Source organism: Maritimimonas sp. 2405UD52-3, assembly GCF_056591715.1.
Genome location: NZ_JBWQOL010000002.1, coordinates 602,909 through 620,070, shown reverse-complemented (window position 1 = coordinate 620,070; position 17,162 = coordinate 602,909). Strand labels below are relative to the sequence as shown.

Here is a 17,162-nt window from a genome sequence, read left to right as displayed (position 1 = left end):
CAAAGCTACACAAATTTTGAGCACTCATTTGCGGCTTATCATGAATTGATAAAAAGAGTAGTTTTATACTATATCTGGTCAAATAGGTTATAAGGTACAATAATACAAAAACAATCTTTATTTCCTAGCTTTTTCTTGTGCATCTATAACTGCTACGGCTGTCATATTTATCATTTCATCTACACTGGCTCCTAGCTGTAATATATGAGCAGGTTTTTTTAATCCCATAATAATAGGACCAATAGATTCTGCATCATATAGTTCCTTCATCATTTTATATGTGATGTTAGCCGAATCAAGGTTTGGAAAAATTAGCACATTTACCTTCTTATCTACTAGTTTGGAAAAAGGGAATTCCTTTTTTAACATTTCAGGATTTAAGGCAAAATCAGCTTGAATTTCTCCATCTATAACTACTTGAGGAAAGTTTGTATGAATATCTTTAATGGCTTTAGATATTTTTCGTGCATTATCAACATGTGAGGCGCCAAAATTAGAATAGGATAACATGGCAATATTCGGTTTGATATTGAATATTTTAGCTAAGGATGCTGTTAGCTGCGAAATTTTAGCCAGCTGTTCTGCTGTTGGATTGATATTGATGGTAGTATCAGCCAAGAACATGGGTCCACGTTTTGTAAGCATCAGGTTTGCAGCAGCAATACGCTTAACACCTTTATTCATACCAATAAGTTCGAGTATAGGACGAATTACGGTAGCATAGTTTCGGGTGTATCCGGTAATGATAGCATCAGCTTCCCCTTCGTTAACCATCATAGCACCAAAATAATTGCGCTGACGCATTAACTTTTGAGTGTCTAATAATTTAATACCTTTTCTATGGCGTGCTTTCCAATAACTATCAGCAAAACGATTTCTTCTAGCTTTTTCTTTGGGATCACGAGGATCTATAATTTCTACTTCGTCAATAAAACCAAGTTCTTCCTTTAACTCTAAAATGATCTGTTTATCGCCTAAAAGAATAGGTTTTGCAATGCCTTCATCATGTACAAATTGAGCAGCTTTTAAGACGTCAAGATGATCAGCTTCAGCATATACAACTCTTTTTGGATTAGCTTTTGCTCTATTATGAAGTAGGCGAATTACTTTACTTTCGTTACCCATACGTTCCATGAGTTCATCTCTATAGGCATCCCAGTCTGTAATTGGTTCTGTAGCTACTCCAGAATCCATAGCAGCTTTAGCAATTGCAGGGGGGATTTCATAAATCAATCTGGGGTCAAATGGTTTTGGAATAATATAATCTCTTCCGTAACTTAAACTGACTTCATCATAAATAATATTTACTTGTTCAGGCACTGGGTGTTTTGCTAATTCTGCCAGGGCATGAACGGCAGCTAATTTCATTTCTTCATTGATGGCTGTAGCACGAACATCTAAAGCTCCTCTAAAAATGAAAGGAAACCCTAAAACATTATTTACCTGATTAGGGTGGTCAGACCTACCAGTTGCCATAATAATATCATCACGCGTTTTAATAGCAAGGTCATATTTAATTTCTGGGTCAGGATTGGCCATGGCAAATACAATAGGGTTCTTTGCCATAGATTTGATCATCTCTTGAGAAACGATATTCCCTTGTGATAAGCCAATAAACACATCAGCATCTTTCATTGCTTCATCTAGTGAATCTATTTTTCTGCCTGTTGCAAATTCAGCTTTTTGTGGTGTAAGACTTTCGCGGTCTTTTCTGATCACCCCACGGCTATCAAGCATCACAATATTTTCTCTTTTAGCGCCTAGTTTCATATACAATCTAGTACAAGAAACGGCCGCCGCTCCAGCACCACTCACAACAATTTTAACTTTAGAAATATCTTTTTTTGCTATTTCACAGGCATTCTTTAGTGCTGCAGCTGAAATAATAGCTGTACCATGTTGGTCATCATGCATGACGGGAATATCTAATTCTTCCTTAAGTCTGCGTTCTATTTCAAAAGCTTCAGGAGCTTTAATATCTTCTAGATTGATTCCACCAAAAGTAGGGGCGATGGCCTTTACTGTTTCCACAAATTTATCCACATCAGTGGCATCTACTTCAATGTCAAAAACATCAATATCCGCAAAGATTTTAAAGAGTACCCCTTTACCTTCCATAACAGGCTTAGAAGCTTCAGGACCAATATCTCCAAGACCTAAAACTGCTGTTCCGTTTGAAATAACAGCTACTAAGTTTCCTTTGGAAGTATATTTATAGACATCTCTTTTATTCTCGGCAATTTCAAGGCAGGGTTCAGCAACACCAGGTGAGTATGCCAAAGAAAGATCACGCTGCGTAGCATGTTTTTTAGTAGGTAATACTTGAATTTTGCCGGGTTTGGGTTTGGAATGGTAGTTAAGTGCTTCTCTTTTTTGCCTAGAATGCGCCATAAAGCATTTTTTGAGTTAGAAAAGCAAAGTTAAAAAGTTGTGCGACTAATCTTTTAAAAATTGAATGTTTCTTTTGAGTCCTGAAAGTTTGGTACGTTTTACTGCTGATTTTTTAAAAATTTTTTTGAAAACATCGTCGGTGATTTCTTCCCAATCTTTTCTTGTCATGGATAATAATTCAGGATGAGGATTAAATAAAGGTTCACTGTGAGATTTTGAAAAACGATTCCAGGGGCATACGTCCTGGCAGATGTCACAGCCAAACATCCAATTATCAAATTTACCCTTGTAAGAGAGCGGAAGTTCTTCTTTTAATTCGATAGTAAAGTAAGAAATACATTTACTGCCATCCACTACATAGGGTTCTATAATAGCCTGGGTGGGGCAGGCGTCTATGCATGCAGTACAAGTGCCACAATGATCTGTAGTAGGTGTATCATACTCCAATTCTAAGTCAATGATCAGTTCAGCAATAAAGTAAAAAGAACCTATTTGTTGCGTCAATAAATTACTGTGTTTACCTATCCATCCTAAGCCTGATTTTGCCGCCCAAACTTTATCGAGAACAGGAGCAGAATCTACAAAGGCACGACCATGCACTTCACCTATTTCCTCTTGTATAAAGTTAAGTAGGTTTTTGAGCTTATCCTTAATGACAAAATGATAATCGGTACCAAATGCATATTTAGAGATTTTATAGCTGTCTACTGTTTGTTCTTGCTCAGGATAATAATTTAGCAATAATGAAATAACACTTTTTGAACCCTCTACGAGTTTGGTAGGGTCAAGACGTTTGTCAAAATGATTTTCCATATAGTACATTTCGCCATGCATGTTTTGGTTCAACCATTTTTCAAGTCGCGGTGCTTCTTCTTCTAAAAATTCAGCTTTGCTTATGCCACAAGACAAAAATCCGAGGCGTTTGGCTTCGGATTTTATAAGTTGGGTGTATTTAGTCTTTGAATTCAATTTTTGTCTAAAGCTAAAATACAACTAAAAAGGAAATCAGAATTTACAGTTTTACTATTTATTTGATTGGCGCATGAATAGAAAATTCTATATCAGCGCATTCACCTTCTTCATCAGGAATTTCTTGAAATGGTGGAATTGCTAACGGATCTGTACATCCACCATCATAAGAACTGATCTGATCATATACTTGCCCAGGTATGGCCGGGCCATGACTCCTAATGACTAAATGTACTTCTGCACCAAATGTGTTTCCTTTTTGCAATCCTCCCACAGATGGTATGCCAAACATATGCTGATTGATAGATTCAGATATATCGCCAGCTCTTAAGCGTCCATAAAATGTTGCCTTTCCTCTTCTATTGGCAACGCTACCCGCCGCATACAACAATTCTACTTCAACACCAGCAGCATTCGTAAAAAAGTCCTGATCTATACACTGATTAGGTGTGATACAATTCTGGGGTTGATTCCATACCACCCACCAAAGTGTATACGCATGACCAGGTATTAATTTTTTTGCTTTATAGCGAGCCCATGCTCCCCTTCGTCCTCTAATTAAGGTTGATCTACCTGATACTTCATTTAAAATAGGATTGAATGCTTGTTCTCTGGTAATAGTCAAGTAATAACGCCCTGACTTTTCCATAGCTTCAAACTCTTTGGCATTAAATTCGCCTTCAAAGTTTTCTTGTGTTTCCGCAGAAGGATCTAAAATGATCTCTTCTTCATTTGTGTTACATGCCATTGTGATTAGCAAACATGCCAATACACAAAACTTAAATACTGTTTTCATAGTAATACGTTTAAGATTAGATTAAAAATTTACTTTGGTAAGCAGTGCTTATCCGTTCTATTTTTTGCTAATAATCATTACTTAAGCGTATATTCAAAATCAATTCATTGGAAAGATTTATTTTGGTTGTATATTCTGATTTATATGAAAAAAGTTTGTAGGATCGTATTTAGTTTTGATCTCTACTAAGCGTTCATAATTATCCTTATATGAGTTTTTAATGCGTTCTTGCCCTTCTTCCATCATAAAATTTACATAGGCTCCTTGATTGGCGGCATACGGTATAAGTTCATCATAATAGTTTTTACACCAATCAGTGACTTTTTGAGCATTCTTAGGTTCAGGGTCTACCCCCACAATTACCTGTGCCCAACGCACACCTCTGTTTGCCCAGGCCGTTTCATCGTTGCCTATTTCATGTACTTTACCGTCTATAGGATAAAAGTGGGTGGTAGTATGCACATTGGGAATTGCCTTACCGTATTTGATATTTATGTCTAATGACGCATCTGGAACATCATTAATATAGTGAGCCCGCCAATACCATTGCATGCCTTTTGGATAGAGTTCGTCAAATAAAGTGTTTAATTGATGCATGGGCATTTCACCAACAAAATCAATGATAGGGTTGGTTTGTTGGCGCATAGGTTTAAATATTTCTTCAGCTTTTTCTAATGGTCCTGTATAGTTCCATACCACCCCGCACGCTCGTTTATTCCAATGTTCTTCAGGAAAAGGTGCTGCAGGTGGTACAGTTAAAAAGGCGTAGAAACCATAAAGATCTTGATCATCTGTATTGGTAAATTCTTCATATAAACGGAAGGTTTTTTCAGCATCTTCCATTTCCCAGATCATAGGGCCACCGTAAATAGTTGAGACTTCTAAAAGTTTAAACTTAAAAGAAATGACTACGCCAAAATTACCGCCACCACCACGTAAAGCCCAAAACAAATCTGGATGCGATTCTTTGTTGGTTACAACTACATCGCCGTTGGCAAGCACCACTTTACATTCTAATAAATTGTCAATAGTGAGGCCACCTTTGCGACTGAGATAGCCGAGTCCACCGCCCAACGTTAAACCACTTATTCCTGTTGTACCGTTGATGCCGTAAGGTAAATAGAGTCCATAATTAGTTGTAATTTCCCCAATTTCAGCAAGTGTAAAACCAGGATCTACTCTAATGGACTTAGCTTGTGGATCAATATCGTATTGCTTCATTTCAGAGAGGTCAATTACCAGACCATTTTCCACTAAAGAAAGGCCCGCACCATTGTGTCCTCCACTTTTTATAGAGACTTCAATATTGTTTTTTCTCGCAAAATTTACAGCTTCTACTACATCCTCTTCGTTCTTGCATTTAACTATGATAGCCGGTTTTTTATCTATCATGGCATTGTAAATTGCGCGTGCTTCATCATAACTTGTATCAGTAGGTGTTATGACGGTACCGTTTACCTGATCTTTTAATGTTTCTATATTCATAATGTACTATTAAATGTTAAACAATAAAAAGTAATGATTATTAGCACTACAAATCTATATTCAAAAAGGCATTAACATCTACCACATTTCAATCATTGTTTACCACAAATGATTCAATAGTCTTTTAAAGTGAATGAAATTTGTATTTAAGAAGCAATTACTTTAGAAGGAGTAATACCATACTTTTCCTGAAAACACTTAGAGAAATAGGATGGGTTACTATATCCAACTTCTAAAGCTATTTCTGAAACATTAAGGCGTCTCTCTTTAATAAGATTCAACGCTTTTCCCATTTTAAGATCACGGATAAAATTATTTGGTGAACGCCCTGTCATAGATGTGATTTTTCTATACAATTGAGGGCGGCTTACGCCTATCGTAGAACTCAGCGAATTTACATTAAAGTTGCTGTTAGATAGATTTTTTTCTGTATGCTCAAAAAAGCTATTGAGAAATTTTTGCTCGCTGTTTTCTATAATTCTAATAGATTCAATATCTCTAGCATTTTGATAAAATCTGCTTAACCGCTCAAAGTCTCTGGAAAGTACAATTTCACCATAGTCGGCAATCAAACACAAACGTTGCGCAGCAGTAATGGTTTCTTCTAAAAGCCCTTTATTTTCATGAATAGGTTGCCCAGAACTTAGACCTATTCTATAACGAATATCCCATTCAGAGTTAGGATGCTTCGTTTTTTTGGAATCAAAACTTTTTTTCAAATTAACTGCGCACCTAAGGGCATGGTCGGCATTAATAAAAATACCAATAATGCTATCTTGAACCTGGCGTACCTCATTGCCTTCAAAACTTTCAATACTACTTATAGCTAATTTTCTTGCAGCTTTGGGTAATTTTATACGTTCTATATCAAGAGGCCCTGAAACTAAGGAAGAGTTACCTATAATATCTATGACCAGAATAAAACGATTCGCATTGTCAACAGAACCATCTTCATGAACCATTAAATGTCCTTCAGCTTTGCGACTCTTCCCTAAAAAAATATCATAAAAACCGCCTTCAACTTCAACAATTTCACAAGCTACATTTCCATGCGCTTCTTTATGTACTTGTTCACAGGTTTCTTTGTCAGGTCCTTCCATCAGACAAAATACTGTCCCAGCTTTCTCATTCACCCAAAACTGATGGTATTTTACACCATATTTATCTTGCACAGACTGATCTGCAATATGTGCTTCTTTAACACCCTCGATGTTAATGTCGTCAGTAAATAAGTGGAAATCCATATATAGTGGCATGACCTAAAGATATAAAATATTGCCAGAAAGGGCAAATATAATTTATTGACGGTCAGAAGTCAAGAGGATTTTTCCTGTATGTGTAGGGGATTTTTCCTATGACTTTTTAAAACAAACCCCCTTGGTTAGCAGTTTTGATCCTTCCTAAATGTTTGTAAGCAGACTCTGTAGCTTCACGACCCCTTGGAGTGCGCATAATAAAACCTTCCTGAATTAAAAAAGGTTCATACACTTCTTCTATAGTCTCACCATTCTCACCAACGGCGGTGGCAAGGGTAGATATACCTACAGGTCCTCCTTTAAATTTATCGATAATAGTGAGTAGTATTTTGTTATCCATCTCATCTAGGCCATGTGCATCAACGTTTAGTGCTTTTAGGGCATATTTGGCAATTTTTATGTCGATGTTTCCATCACCTTTTATCTGCGCAAAGTCACGAACTCTTCTAAGTAATGCATTGGCTATTCTAGGTGTGCCTCGACTTCTGCCTGCAATTTCTATAGCGGCTTCCATAGAAATAGGTACGTGTAGAATATGAGCACTACGTTTTACAATAGTTGTGAGCAGGTCAGTTTTATAATAATGGAGTCTACTACTGATACCAAAACGAGCACGCATAGGTGCTGTTAATAATCCTGATCGGGTGGTGGCACCTACCAATGTAAAAGGCTCTAAGTTGATTTGAACAGTTCTGGCATTGGGGCCCGATTCAATCATAATATCAATCTTGTAATCTTCCATAGCAGAGTAAAGATACTCTTCAACTATGGGGCTTAAACGATGAATTTCATCTATGAACAACACATCACGTTCACCAAGATTGGTCAATAAGCCAGCGAGATCGCCAGGTTTATCTAAAACCGGACCAGATGTAACCTTAATGTTTGCATTTAATTCATTGCTCAAAATATGAGCTAAAGTGGTCTTACCTAGTCCGGGAGGTCCATGAAACAGCGTATGATCTAATGCTTCATCGCGTTGATTGGCTGCTTCAACAAATATTTTTAAATTTTCCACTACTTGATCCTGACCTGTAAAGTCATCAAAGGATAGTGGTCGTAATTTCTTTTCTAAATCTAATTCTTCATTTGAAAAATGTTCATTTGAAGGATTTAAATGCTCATTCATAGCAACAAATATAAGTTAAATGACCCTAGAAGTTTTTATCATTAAACAATATTTTATAAATTTAAAAGATGAGTCACAGACTAAAAATAGTTGTTTTTTTTCTATTGTATGTTTCAACTGCATTCTCTCAAAATTTTAATTATACAGTTGACGGAAATCTAAGAAACGAAATTAGAAAATCTACTTGGAATGAATTAAAGTCCAAAACTCCAGAACGGGCACGTGTTATTTTAAACTTCTCTTTTCTCGGGAATAATTTGTTTAACGAGTATAATAGAGTGGCCAAAACCTCTGGCTATCACCCCGAAAATTTAATAACAGCTACTACTTTTTTGAGAGTTATTTCTAATGAAATATTGGCAGAAAGAAACTATTCTAAACCCGAGATTAATCGGGTCTATAAAACTACAGAAAAGAATTTTGAGGATGCAAAATCGCTAACCGAGAATGAGTTACAAAGTATAAGTGATCAACGGATTCTTACCGCCATGTGGTTATATAGCTTAAAAGGAATGATGAAAGATGATAAAAAAACTCTCAAAAAATTAGCTAATGAATATTCGGTTATAAAAAGTGCTGTTGAATCTGAGTTGCAAGAACAAAAAAATCAAAAAGAGGTATCCTCAAAGAAGTCAAGCGATAAATCAAACACTAACAATTCTGAAATTTATGATATACGAATGAGAACTGTACATTCTTACGGTTTATCGGGTCCTTATATGGCTAATAGAGTTTATGTATTATATAAAAATGGGGATGCGTTTAAATCACCTGTATATCCGTTGGAGTCATTTGATATAGCTGCTTCAAAAAAGAAAAACTCAGGGAAGTGGGATCAATGGAAAGAGAAAAATGGTGTTATAACTCTTATTTATAAAAGTAGAGGTAAAACAAAAGAAGCTGAAATAAAAAAATGGTTTGATGTACGTTCTGTTAAAAAGAACTATAAGATTAGTGGGTTTTTTTATACCTTAGATCCTTTCGGCGGATCATCCGTAATAAATTCAAAAACATTATATCTTGATACTTCCGGTAGATTTGCTTGGAAAACCGTTTCAGGTGGAACTTTTTCCGGTAATTCAGCATATCATAAGAGTAAAGCCAGAGGCACATATACTATTTCAAATCACACGATAAACTTCATATTTGAGAATGGGAAAAAAGAGAGTTATTTCTTTGCCCTTTATCCTGATAGTGATCATCATTTAATCATTGGTAAAAGTCACTTTGTTCCTAAGAAAAAGGACTAAATTCTCACCTTAGCAGCAAGAATAAAAGCGCTGGGAAATCCATCTTTTATTTCTTCAAGAGCTCTATCGGCTTCTAAACGCGTCTTATAATTACCTACCCAAACTTTCCAGTCAGGAGAATCAAATTTTAATTCAGATTTTATTTTCGGAAAAGCAGAATTGAACTTGTCTTTAATATCATTCGAAGCCTTTTCAGAGCCATAAAACAATTGAATTTTAAAGCCATTTACATAACGCAGGTTTCTATTATATGATCGTTTTTTAGCAATCAACTGTTTGATACTCTCACTGCTTTCTACTTTTATGGTTCCTTCTGTTTGAGCTTCAGTAAAGGATATTGATACCAGAGAAAATAGTAGGGCTAATATGGAGTATTTAAAGTGTAAGTTTCTCATTTTGAATGATATTTTGGCAAATTTAAAATTTTGTTTTTAGCCTGGGTAAAAACAACCTTATTTAGAATTATTATAAATTGCATTTAACATTATTTTTAGATTTTGCATATAGTAGATAAATAGTATTTTTGCTCAATCTTTAAATAGGGCTACCTATGCCCTATTACCAAAGAAAAAACCATACCAAAATAGACAGAAATATATTCTATCATATGAAAAGTGTGCATCAACACAAGCAAATCGTAAGATTTATTTTAAGCAGTCTTGCGTTTTTTCTATTTTTTTCACTTCAACTTTCGGCACAAGATATAGACTCAGTTCAAGTAAGAACGGGTAAGAAAATTTTCAATGCCAATTGTGCTTCTTGCCACAAATTAGAAGGTAATTTAATTGGTCCTGAACTTGGTGATATAGAAGATAGAAGAACAAATGAATGGTTGAAGTTGTGGATTAAAGATAATGCTGCTTTAAGAGCAAGCGGAGATGCTGATGCCATAGCTATTTTCAATGAATACAATGGCTCTGTGATGACGGCGTTCCCTCAGTTGTCTGACGATGACATTGATGCTATTTTGGCGTATACCACACATGGTGATATTGATAAAAAAGCTGCAGCTGGAGATACTGGTGATGAGGTTGCTGAAGAAAAACCTTCAACAGCATGGATGTCATACATCGTTTTAGCAGCATTGTTATTATTAGTGCTTTGGATCTATTTTAAGAGCACTAATGAATTCTTAAAGTTGGTCTCAACAATACTGTTGTTGTTAACATTAGCCTATTTTGGTTATCAAGCTATGATGAATATTGGTGTAGATGAAGGTTACCAACCAATTCAACCCATTGCATTCTCACACAAAATACATGCTGGCGAGAATAAAGTAGACTGTCAGTATTGTCATTCATCAGCGAAACATAGTAAGCATTCTGGTATACCTTCAGTAAATGTATGTATGAATTGTCATAAGAGCATTTCAGAGGTTGCTGAAAATACCAAGGTAGTTGTAGACGGTGTTACCTTAGGAAAACCTGAGCTAGATGGTGAAATTCAAAAGATTTACGACGCCATTGGCTGGGATAAAGATAGATTACAATATATAGAAGGATACGAGCAAAAGCCCATAAAGTGGGTTCGTATTCATAACCTTCCTGATTTTGCTTATTTCAATCATTCGCAACACGTAACCGTTGGAGGGATTCAATGTCAAAAGTGCCATGGACCTGTTGAGGAAATGGATGAGATGTATCAATTCTCTCCGTTAACAATGGGTTGGTGTATTGAATGTCATAAAGAGACTGAGATTGATCTAAAAGGCAATGCGTATTATGCAAAGATTCATGAAGAACTTTCTAAGAAATATGGTGTTGAGAAAGTTACAGTAGCACAAATGGGAGGTAAAGAATGTGGTAAGTGCCACTATTAATAAACAAAGATTAAAGTGTAATTAGCTTTTATAGCTAATCCAACAATAAACAACTGAATAAGAATGGCATCAAACAAGAAATACTGGAGAAGTGTTGAGGAGCTGAACGAAAACAGCCCTGTTGTTGAAAAGCTGGAACAAAATGAATTTGTTGAGCAGGTTCCAACGGATCAGTTTCTAGGTGACAAAGAAACCCTGGCTTCTACAGAAACTTCACGAAGAGATTTCTTAAAATATGTTGGTTTTACAACAGCTGCGGCTTCATTAGCAGCTTGTGAAGGTCCAGTTATAAAATCAATTCCTTATGTAGTAAAGCCTGATGATGTAATACCCGGTGTAGCGGATTATTATGCTTCGTCTATAGCAGATGGCTACGATTTTGCGAATATATTAGTAAAAGTACGTGAAGGTCGTCCTATTAAAATTGAGCCAAATAAATTGGCAGGAGAACATGGGAGTACCAATGCCAGAGTACAAGCTTCAGTTTTAAATTTATATGATGATGCTCGCCTAAAAGGTCCAAAAGCAGGGACTGAAGCTACAGACTGGGCAACACTAGATAAAAAAGTTACAGATAAGTTAGGTACATTAAAAGCTAGTGGTGAAAAAATAGTATTCCTTACCGGAACGTTAGCGAGTCCAACTGCTCATAAATTAATTCAAGATTTTACGGCACTCTATCCTAATACAGAACATGTAGCATACGATGCTATTTCAGAATCTGGTGCGTTAGATGCGTTTGAAGCCATGTATGGTGAGCGTGCATTACCCGATTATGATTTTAGCAAAGCTGATGTGATTGTTTCTATTGGTGCTGACTTTTTAGGTGATTGGCAAGGTGGCGGATTTGAAGTAGGTTATGCTAAAGGACGCATTCCTGATGATGGAAAAATGTCTCGTCACGTTCAGTTTGAATCGAATATGACATTGACGGGTGCTAATGCAGATAAGCGTTACATTGTAAAGCCATCTGAACAAGCAGCGATTTTATTAGCCATTTATAATGCTATAGCTTCCGGTACCACGCCATCTGATGCAAATGTAGCAAAAGCAGTAGCTCAGTTAAAAGCCGCTGGAAGTAAAGGGTTGGTAGTTGTTGGAGCTAATAACAAAGATGCACAGTTGATTGCTTTGGCTATTAATAAAGCAATTCAAAGTAAAGCATTTGATACAGCATCACCGCGATATATTAGAAGTGGTAGTGATGCAAAAGTGAATCAGCTGATAAATGATATGAAAGCAGGAAAAGTGGGTGCATTGTTTACTTATAATGCAAATCCTGCTTATACCTTGGCTAATGGTGTTGAATTCACTGAAGCAATGAAAAAGGTAGGTCTTTCTGTGGCTTTTGCTATGAAAGATGATGAAACCGCTTCTGGAGCACAATTTATAGCAACTACTCCACATTATTTAGAATCTTGGGGTGATATGTCTATCAAAAAAGGTCATTACGGATTGGTGCAACCAACGATTAGACCTTTATTTAATACACGTCAATTTGAAGATACGCTCTTAAAATGGATTGGTAGCTCACAATCTTACCATGAATATTTAAAGTCAAACTGGAACGGAGCTATCCTTTCCGGACAATCTTGGAATCAAGCGCTACATGACGGGATTTTCATATCAAACGCACCAGCAGTTATAACGGAAGTACTTTCTGATACTTCAGCTGAAGAAGAAACTCCGGCGGTAAATATTGCTGCAGCAGCTTCTGCTTTGGCAAATGTTCAAGGTTCGGAATTAGAATTAACATTATATCCTAAAACTGGTCTGGGTGATGGTAGCATGGCAAATAATCCTTGGCTACAAGAATTACCCGATCCTATTACTAGAACTTCTTGGGATAACTACATAACAATTTCAAGAGCTGATGCTGAAAAGTTTGGTCTTGAAAACTGGACAGTTTCAAACGGTGCCTTAGATGGTAGCTTAGTAAATGTAACTGTAAATGGTGTAACTGTTGAAAACGTTCCAGCTTATATTCAACCAGGTCAAGCAGTAGGTTCTATTGGTTTAGCATTAGGTTATGGTAGAACGCATGGTGTAAATGACAATATGAAGATTGGTGTAAATGCTTATCCTTTATATCAAAACTTTAATACCAAGCAACCTGTTACTATTGAAAAAGTTGGTGGTAGACATGAGTTTGCTTGTATTCAGTTACAGCATACGCTAATGGGTAGAGATGAGATCATTAGAGAAACAACGCTAGCTGATTTCATTAACAAGTCAAAAGATGATTGGAACCCTAAGCCACATGTTCAGCTAGATCATCAAAGTGTTGATTTAGAACGTGTAGATCTTTGGGAAAATTTTGATGATACTATTGGTCCTAAGTTTAACTTATCAATTGACTTAGCGGGATGTACAGGTTGTGGTGCTTGTGTAATTGCCTGTCATGCAGAGAACAATGTACCTGTAGTTGGTAAAGAAGAAATGCGTAAGAGTAGAGATATGCACTGGCTGCGTATTGATAGATACTATAGTTCAGACATGACCAATGAGCGTGGTAAGGAAGAAGGTATTTTTGGTACTGGAGAGTTCTTTAACGCACAAACACATCCTTCTGATGATCCTGAGGTAACATTCCAACCAGTAATGTGTCAACATTGTAATCATGCGCCGTGTGAAACGGTATGTCCTGTAGCAGCAACATCGCATGGTCACCAAGGTCAAAATCAGATGGCTTATAATAGATGTGTAGGTACACGTTATTGTGCAAATAACTGTCCTTATAAAGTACGTAGATTTAACTGGTTTAAGTACTTTAATAATGATGAGTTTGATTACAATATGAACAATGAGTTAGGTAGAATGGTATTAAACCCAGATGTGGTGGTACGTTCTCGTGGTGTCATGGAAAAATGTTCTATGTGTATTCAAATGACGCAAGCTACTATTTTAAAAGCCAAACGTGAAGGAAGACCTGTTGAAACCAATGAGTTTGAGGTAGCATGTGCAAATGCTTGTAGCTCTGGAGCTATGGTTTTTGGAGACATCAATAATAAAGAAAGTGAAGTTTCGCATCTAAAAGAAAATAAGAGAACATTCCATTTATTGGATTTTGTTGGTACACAACCAAATGTTTTCTATCAGTTAGATGTTAGAAACACAAACGAAGATATTACGGTATAATAATTAAGAATTAGATACAATTATGGGTCATTACGAAGCGCCTATTAGAGAAGCGATCATTACAGGTGATAAAAGTTATCACGATATTACTGTTGATGTAGCTAGACCTATAGAAGGTAAAGCCAACAAATCATGGTGGATAGCCTTCATTATTGCATTGGTAGCCATGCTTTGGGGCGTGGGCGCTATTGCATATACTATAGGAACGGGTATTGGTGTTTGGGGATTGAATAACAGAATTAACTGGGCTTGGGATATTACCAACTTTGTATGGTGGGTAGGTATCGGTCATGCCGGAACGCTGATCTCAGCAGTACTTTTATTATTCCGTCAAAAATGGAGAATGGGTATCAATCGTTCTGCAGAAGCTATGACCATCTTTGCTGTTGTTCAGGCAGGATTATTCCCTTTAATTCACATGGGGCGTATCTGGGATGGTTTTTATGTATTGCCAATTCCAAATCAATTAGGAGCGCTTTGGGTGAACTTTAACTCACCATTATTATGGGATGTGTTCGCCATCTCTACCTATTTAACAGTATCGTTGGTATTCTGGTGGACAGGTTTACTACCTGATTTTGCTATGATTCGTGATAGAGCTACAAAACCTTTTCAAAAGAAAATATATAGTCTGTTAAGTTTTGGATGGAGTGGTAGAGCAAAAGACTGGCAGCGTTTTGAAGAGGTGTCATTGGTACTTGCTGGTTTAGCAACACCATTAGTACTTTCTGTACACACTATTGTATCCTTTGACTTTGCCACTTCGGTAATACCAGGATGGCACAGTACAGTATATCCACCTTATTTTGTTGCCGGTGCAGTATTCTCAGGATTCGCAATGGTACAAACTCTATTATTAATAATGCGTAAGGTATGTAATCTTGAGTACTATATTACCAAGGTACATATTGAGAACATGAACAAGGTAATCTTGGTAACAGGCGGTATTGTTACAGTGGCTTATCTATCAGAATTCTTTGTAGGATGGTATACAGGTAGTAGCTATGAAGACTTTGTATACTTATCTGTGGGTGCTGCAACCGGGCCATACTGGTGGGCATTCTGGTCGTTGATTATCTGTAATTCGGTAATTCCTCAGTTATTCTGGTTCAAAAAGATTAGAACCAACTATATATGGACGTTCATCATTTCTATATTTATTAATATAGGTATGTGGTTTGAGCGTTTTGATATTATTGTAATTAACTTGAGCAGAGGCCACTTACCATCATCATGGACGATGTTCTCACCTACATTTGTTGACATTGCCATTTTCATAGGTACCTTAGGATTTTTCTTTGTACTGTTCCTTTTATATGCAAGAACATTCCCGGTAATTGCTCAAGCGGAGGTAAAATCTATTTTGAAGTCTACGGGCGATAATTATAAGGAAGCAAGAGAAACAAACCAACCAGTAGTTTTTGCTAACGGATTTGTTGCACCTTCAGCTCCAAAAGTAGAAGTTCAGGATACAATTTCTGAAGTTGAAGAAATTAAAGAAGAGGTAGCAGAACTTACTGAAGAACAAAAAGTAGCAAATACAAGTTCACTGTTAAGTGCATTAGGAGCTTTTGATCCTAATACGCAACAGGCAGATGATCTTAAAGAAATAAAAGGTGTCGGTCCAAAAATGGAAGAAACCTTAAATAAGATTGGTATTTACACCTTTGATCAGGTGAGTAAGATGACTAAAACAGAATATGACCTATTAGATTCTATTACGGGTTCATTCCCCGGAAGGGCAGAGCGTGATGATTGGGCAGGTCAGGCTAACAATTTGAAATCATAAGTATGAGTTCTAAAGTTATACATGCAATGTACAATGATGACGATGTGCTTTTGAAAGCCGTCAAAGAAGTGAAGGCTGCACATCATCATATAGAAGAGATTTATACACCATTTCCGGTACACGGCCTAGATAAAGCTATGGGCTTAGCGCCTACCAGAATGGGTATTACAGCGTTTTTATTTGGTCTAACAGGATTGGCATTTGCTACTTGGTTTTTGACGTATATTATGATTCAAGATTGGCCACAGAATATTGGTGGTAAACCAAGTTTCGCATTTTATATGAATATGCCGGCGTTTGTACCTGTATTGTTTGAAATGACAGTATTTTTTGCGGCACATTTAATGGTGATCACTTTTTATTTAAGAAGTAAAATATGGCCATTTAGAAAAGCTGAAAATCCAGACCCTAGAACAACAGACGATCATTTTTTAATGGAAGTAGCCGTTGATGGAAATACTGATGAATTAGCTTCATTGTTAAAAAGTACAGGCGCTATAGAAATTAATGTAAAAGAAAAGCACTAAAGAACGTATGAAGAGTTTTATAAAAATAGGTAGGTTACTATTGCTGATTGTAGTAATTTCTTCATGCTACAATAAGAAAGAACGACAGGTTCAATATATGGCAGATACTGATATGTATACGCCTGTAGGCTATGAAACTTATGGAGAGTACAGCGTATTTAAAGATAGTATGGAGGCGCAAAAACCAGTAGCTGGTACTATAATGAGAGGTGGAACGATTGCTTATGAGTATGATGATTCGCAAGCAGGTTATGAAGCAGCTAGAGATTCATTAAAATCACCATTAAGGATGAACGGTACTTTAGATTCTATAGCTAAAGTTTCTGATGCTGATCTTGATAGAGGGAAATACTTATATGATATTTATTGTGCCACATGCCATGGAACAAAAGGTGATGGTCAAGGACCATTAGTACAAAATGAGAAGTTTTTAGGGATTCCTAACTATAAAGATAGAGCCATTACTGAAGGAAGTATTTATCATGTAATTATGTATGGTAGAAATTTAATGGGATCGCATTCTTCGCAGCTAAATGCAAAAGAGCGTTGGCAAGTAACGCATTATGTAGAGAAGCTTAGAAATGATTTATTAAAATAAGGTTTACACGGAATA

General features: G+C 36.4%; 13 protein-coding genes. 6 read left to right on the top strand and 7 right to left on the bottom strand.

Going from position 1 to position 17,162, the window contains the following annotated elements; genetic code table 11:
- Nucleotides 1-117: 117 nt before the first annotated feature.
- From AC1EU5_RS07095 to ruvB, 6 genes are all read right to left on the bottom strand, one after another.
- Nucleotides 118-2,391 carry an NADP-dependent malic enzyme gene (locus AC1EU5_RS07095; protein ID WP_480191674.1) on the bottom strand — a complete coding sequence of 758 codons (2,274 nt, stop codon included), beginning with the start codon at nt 2,389-2,391 and terminating at the stop codon, nt 118-120.
- Between the two features lie 45 nt (nt 2,392-2,436).
- A complete protein-coding gene (gene queG, locus AC1EU5_RS07090) occupies nt 2,437-3,360 on the bottom strand; it encodes a tRNA epoxyqueuosine(34) reductase QueG (protein WP_480191673.1) in 924 nt (307 codons plus the stop codon).
- A gap of 58 nt (nt 3,361-3,418) precedes the next feature.
- A complete protein-coding gene (locus AC1EU5_RS07085; RefSeq protein WP_480191672.1) occupies nt 3,419-4,156 on the bottom strand; it encodes a hypothetical protein in 738 nt (245 codons plus the stop codon).
- A gap of 117 nt (nt 4,157-4,273) precedes the next feature.
- Entirely contained in the window at nt 4,274-5,641 is a 1,368-nt protein-coding gene (locus AC1EU5_RS07080) for an FAD-binding oxidoreductase (RefSeq protein ID WP_480191671.1), read from the bottom strand.
- Between the two features lie 146 nt (nt 5,642-5,787).
- Nucleotides 5,788-6,885, bottom strand: a complete 1,098-nt coding sequence (locus AC1EU5_RS07075; RefSeq protein ID WP_480191670.1) for a nickel-binding protein — start codon at nt 6,883-6,885, stop codon at nt 5,788-5,790.
- 118 nt (nt 6,886-7,003) lie between these two features.
- Nucleotides 7,004-8,026, bottom strand: a complete 1,023-nt coding sequence (gene ruvB / locus AC1EU5_RS07070) for a Holliday junction branch migration DNA helicase RuvB (RefSeq protein ID WP_480191669.1) — start codon at nt 8,024-8,026, stop codon at nt 7,004-7,006.
- 68 nt (nt 8,027-8,094) lie between these two features.
- Here ruvB and AC1EU5_RS07065 point away from each other — a divergent pair, with 68 nt between their 5' ends.
- A complete protein-coding gene (locus tag AC1EU5_RS07065) occupies nt 8,095-9,276 on the top strand; it encodes a hypothetical protein (protein ID WP_480191668.1) in 1,182 nt (393 codons plus the stop codon).
- On the opposite strand, the gene AC1EU5_RS07060 is transcribed toward AC1EU5_RS07065, so the two are convergent.
- Nucleotides 9,273-9,671, bottom strand: a complete 399-nt coding sequence (locus tag AC1EU5_RS07060; RefSeq protein ID WP_480191667.1) for an SPOR domain-containing protein — start codon at nt 9,669-9,671, stop codon at nt 9,273-9,275. The two genes, AC1EU5_RS07065 and AC1EU5_RS07060, sit on opposite strands and share 4 nt — an antisense overlap.
- 155 nt (nt 9,672-9,826) lie before the next feature.
- Between AC1EU5_RS07060 and AC1EU5_RS07055 the strand changes: the two genes are divergently transcribed.
- The 5 genes from AC1EU5_RS07055 to AC1EU5_RS07035 all read left to right on the top strand — a co-directional run bounded on the left by AC1EU5_RS07055 (nt 9,827) and on the right by AC1EU5_RS07035 (nt 17,147).
- Complete coding sequence (locus AC1EU5_RS07055; RefSeq protein ID WP_480191666.1) at nt 9,827-11,095, top strand: c-type cytochrome; 1,269 nt, start codon at nt 9,827-9,829, stop codon at nt 11,093-11,095.
- Between the two features lie 63 nt (nt 11,096-11,158).
- Nucleotides 11,159-14,233, top strand: coding sequence for a TAT-variant-translocated molybdopterin oxidoreductase (locus AC1EU5_RS07050; RefSeq protein ID WP_480191665.1), 3,075 nt, complete (start codon nt 11,159-11,161; stop codon nt 14,231-14,233).
- Between the two features lie 19 nt (nt 14,234-14,252).
- Complete coding sequence (gene nrfD, locus AC1EU5_RS07045) at nt 14,253-16,022, top strand: NrfD/PsrC family molybdoenzyme membrane anchor subunit (RefSeq protein WP_480191833.1); 1,770 nt, start codon at nt 14,253-14,255, stop codon at nt 16,020-16,022.
- Nucleotides 16,023-16,024: 2 nt separating this feature from the next.
- Nucleotides 16,025-16,549 carry a DUF3341 domain-containing protein gene (locus tag AC1EU5_RS07040; RefSeq protein WP_480191664.1) on the top strand — a complete coding sequence of 175 codons (525 nt, stop codon included), beginning with the start codon at nt 16,025-16,027 and terminating at the stop codon, nt 16,547-16,549.
- Nucleotides 16,550-16,556: 7 nt separating this feature from the next.
- On the top strand, nt 16,557-17,147 hold the full coding sequence (locus tag AC1EU5_RS07035) for a c-type cytochrome (protein WP_480191663.1): 591 nt from the start codon (nt 16,557-16,559) through the stop codon (nt 17,145-17,147).
- The last annotated feature ends 15 nt before the right edge of the window (nt 17,148-17,162 follow it).

Excerpts from the sequence above, each read along its gene's own strand:
- AC1EU5_RS07065 (WP_480191668.1), top strand. The coding sequence starts at position 8,095 with ATGAGTCACAGACTAAAAATAGTTGTTTTTTTTCTATTGTATGTTTCA.
- AC1EU5_RS07040 (WP_480191664.1), top strand. The coding sequence starts at position 16,025 with ATGAGTTCTAAAGTTATACATGCAATGTACAATGATGACGATGTGCTT.
- AC1EU5_RS07055 (WP_480191666.1), top strand. The coding sequence starts at position 9,827 with ATGCCCTATTACCAAAGAAAAAACCATACCAAAATAGACAGAAATATA.
- AC1EU5_RS07050 (WP_480191665.1), top strand. The coding sequence starts at position 11,159 with ATGGCATCAAACAAGAAATACTGGAGAAGTGTTGAGGAGCTGAACGAA.
- AC1EU5_RS07075 (WP_480191670.1), bottom strand. The coding sequence starts at position 6,885 with ATGGATTTCCACTTATTTACTGACGACATTAACATCGAGGGTGTTAAA.
- AC1EU5_RS07035 (WP_480191663.1), top strand. The coding sequence starts at position 16,557 with ATGAAGAGTTTTATAAAAATAGGTAGGTTACTATTGCTGATTGTAGTA.
- AC1EU5_RS07080 (WP_480191671.1), bottom strand. The coding sequence starts at position 5,641 with ATGAATATAGAAACATTAAAAGATCAGGTAAACGGTACCGTCATAACA.
- AC1EU5_RS07085 (WP_480191672.1), bottom strand. The coding sequence starts at position 4,156 with ATGAAAACAGTATTTAAGTTTTGTGTATTGGCATGTTTGCTAATCACA.
- AC1EU5_RS07095 (WP_480191674.1), bottom strand. The coding sequence starts at position 2,391 with ATGGCGCATTCTAGGCAAAAAAGAGAAGCACTTAACTACCATTCCAAA.
- AC1EU5_RS07060 (WP_480191667.1), bottom strand. The coding sequence starts at position 9,671 with ATGAGAAACTTACACTTTAAATACTCCATATTAGCCCTACTATTTTCT.
- ruvB (WP_480191669.1), bottom strand. The coding sequence starts at position 8,026 with ATGAATGAGCATTTAAATCCTTCAAATGAACATTTTTCAAATGAAGAA.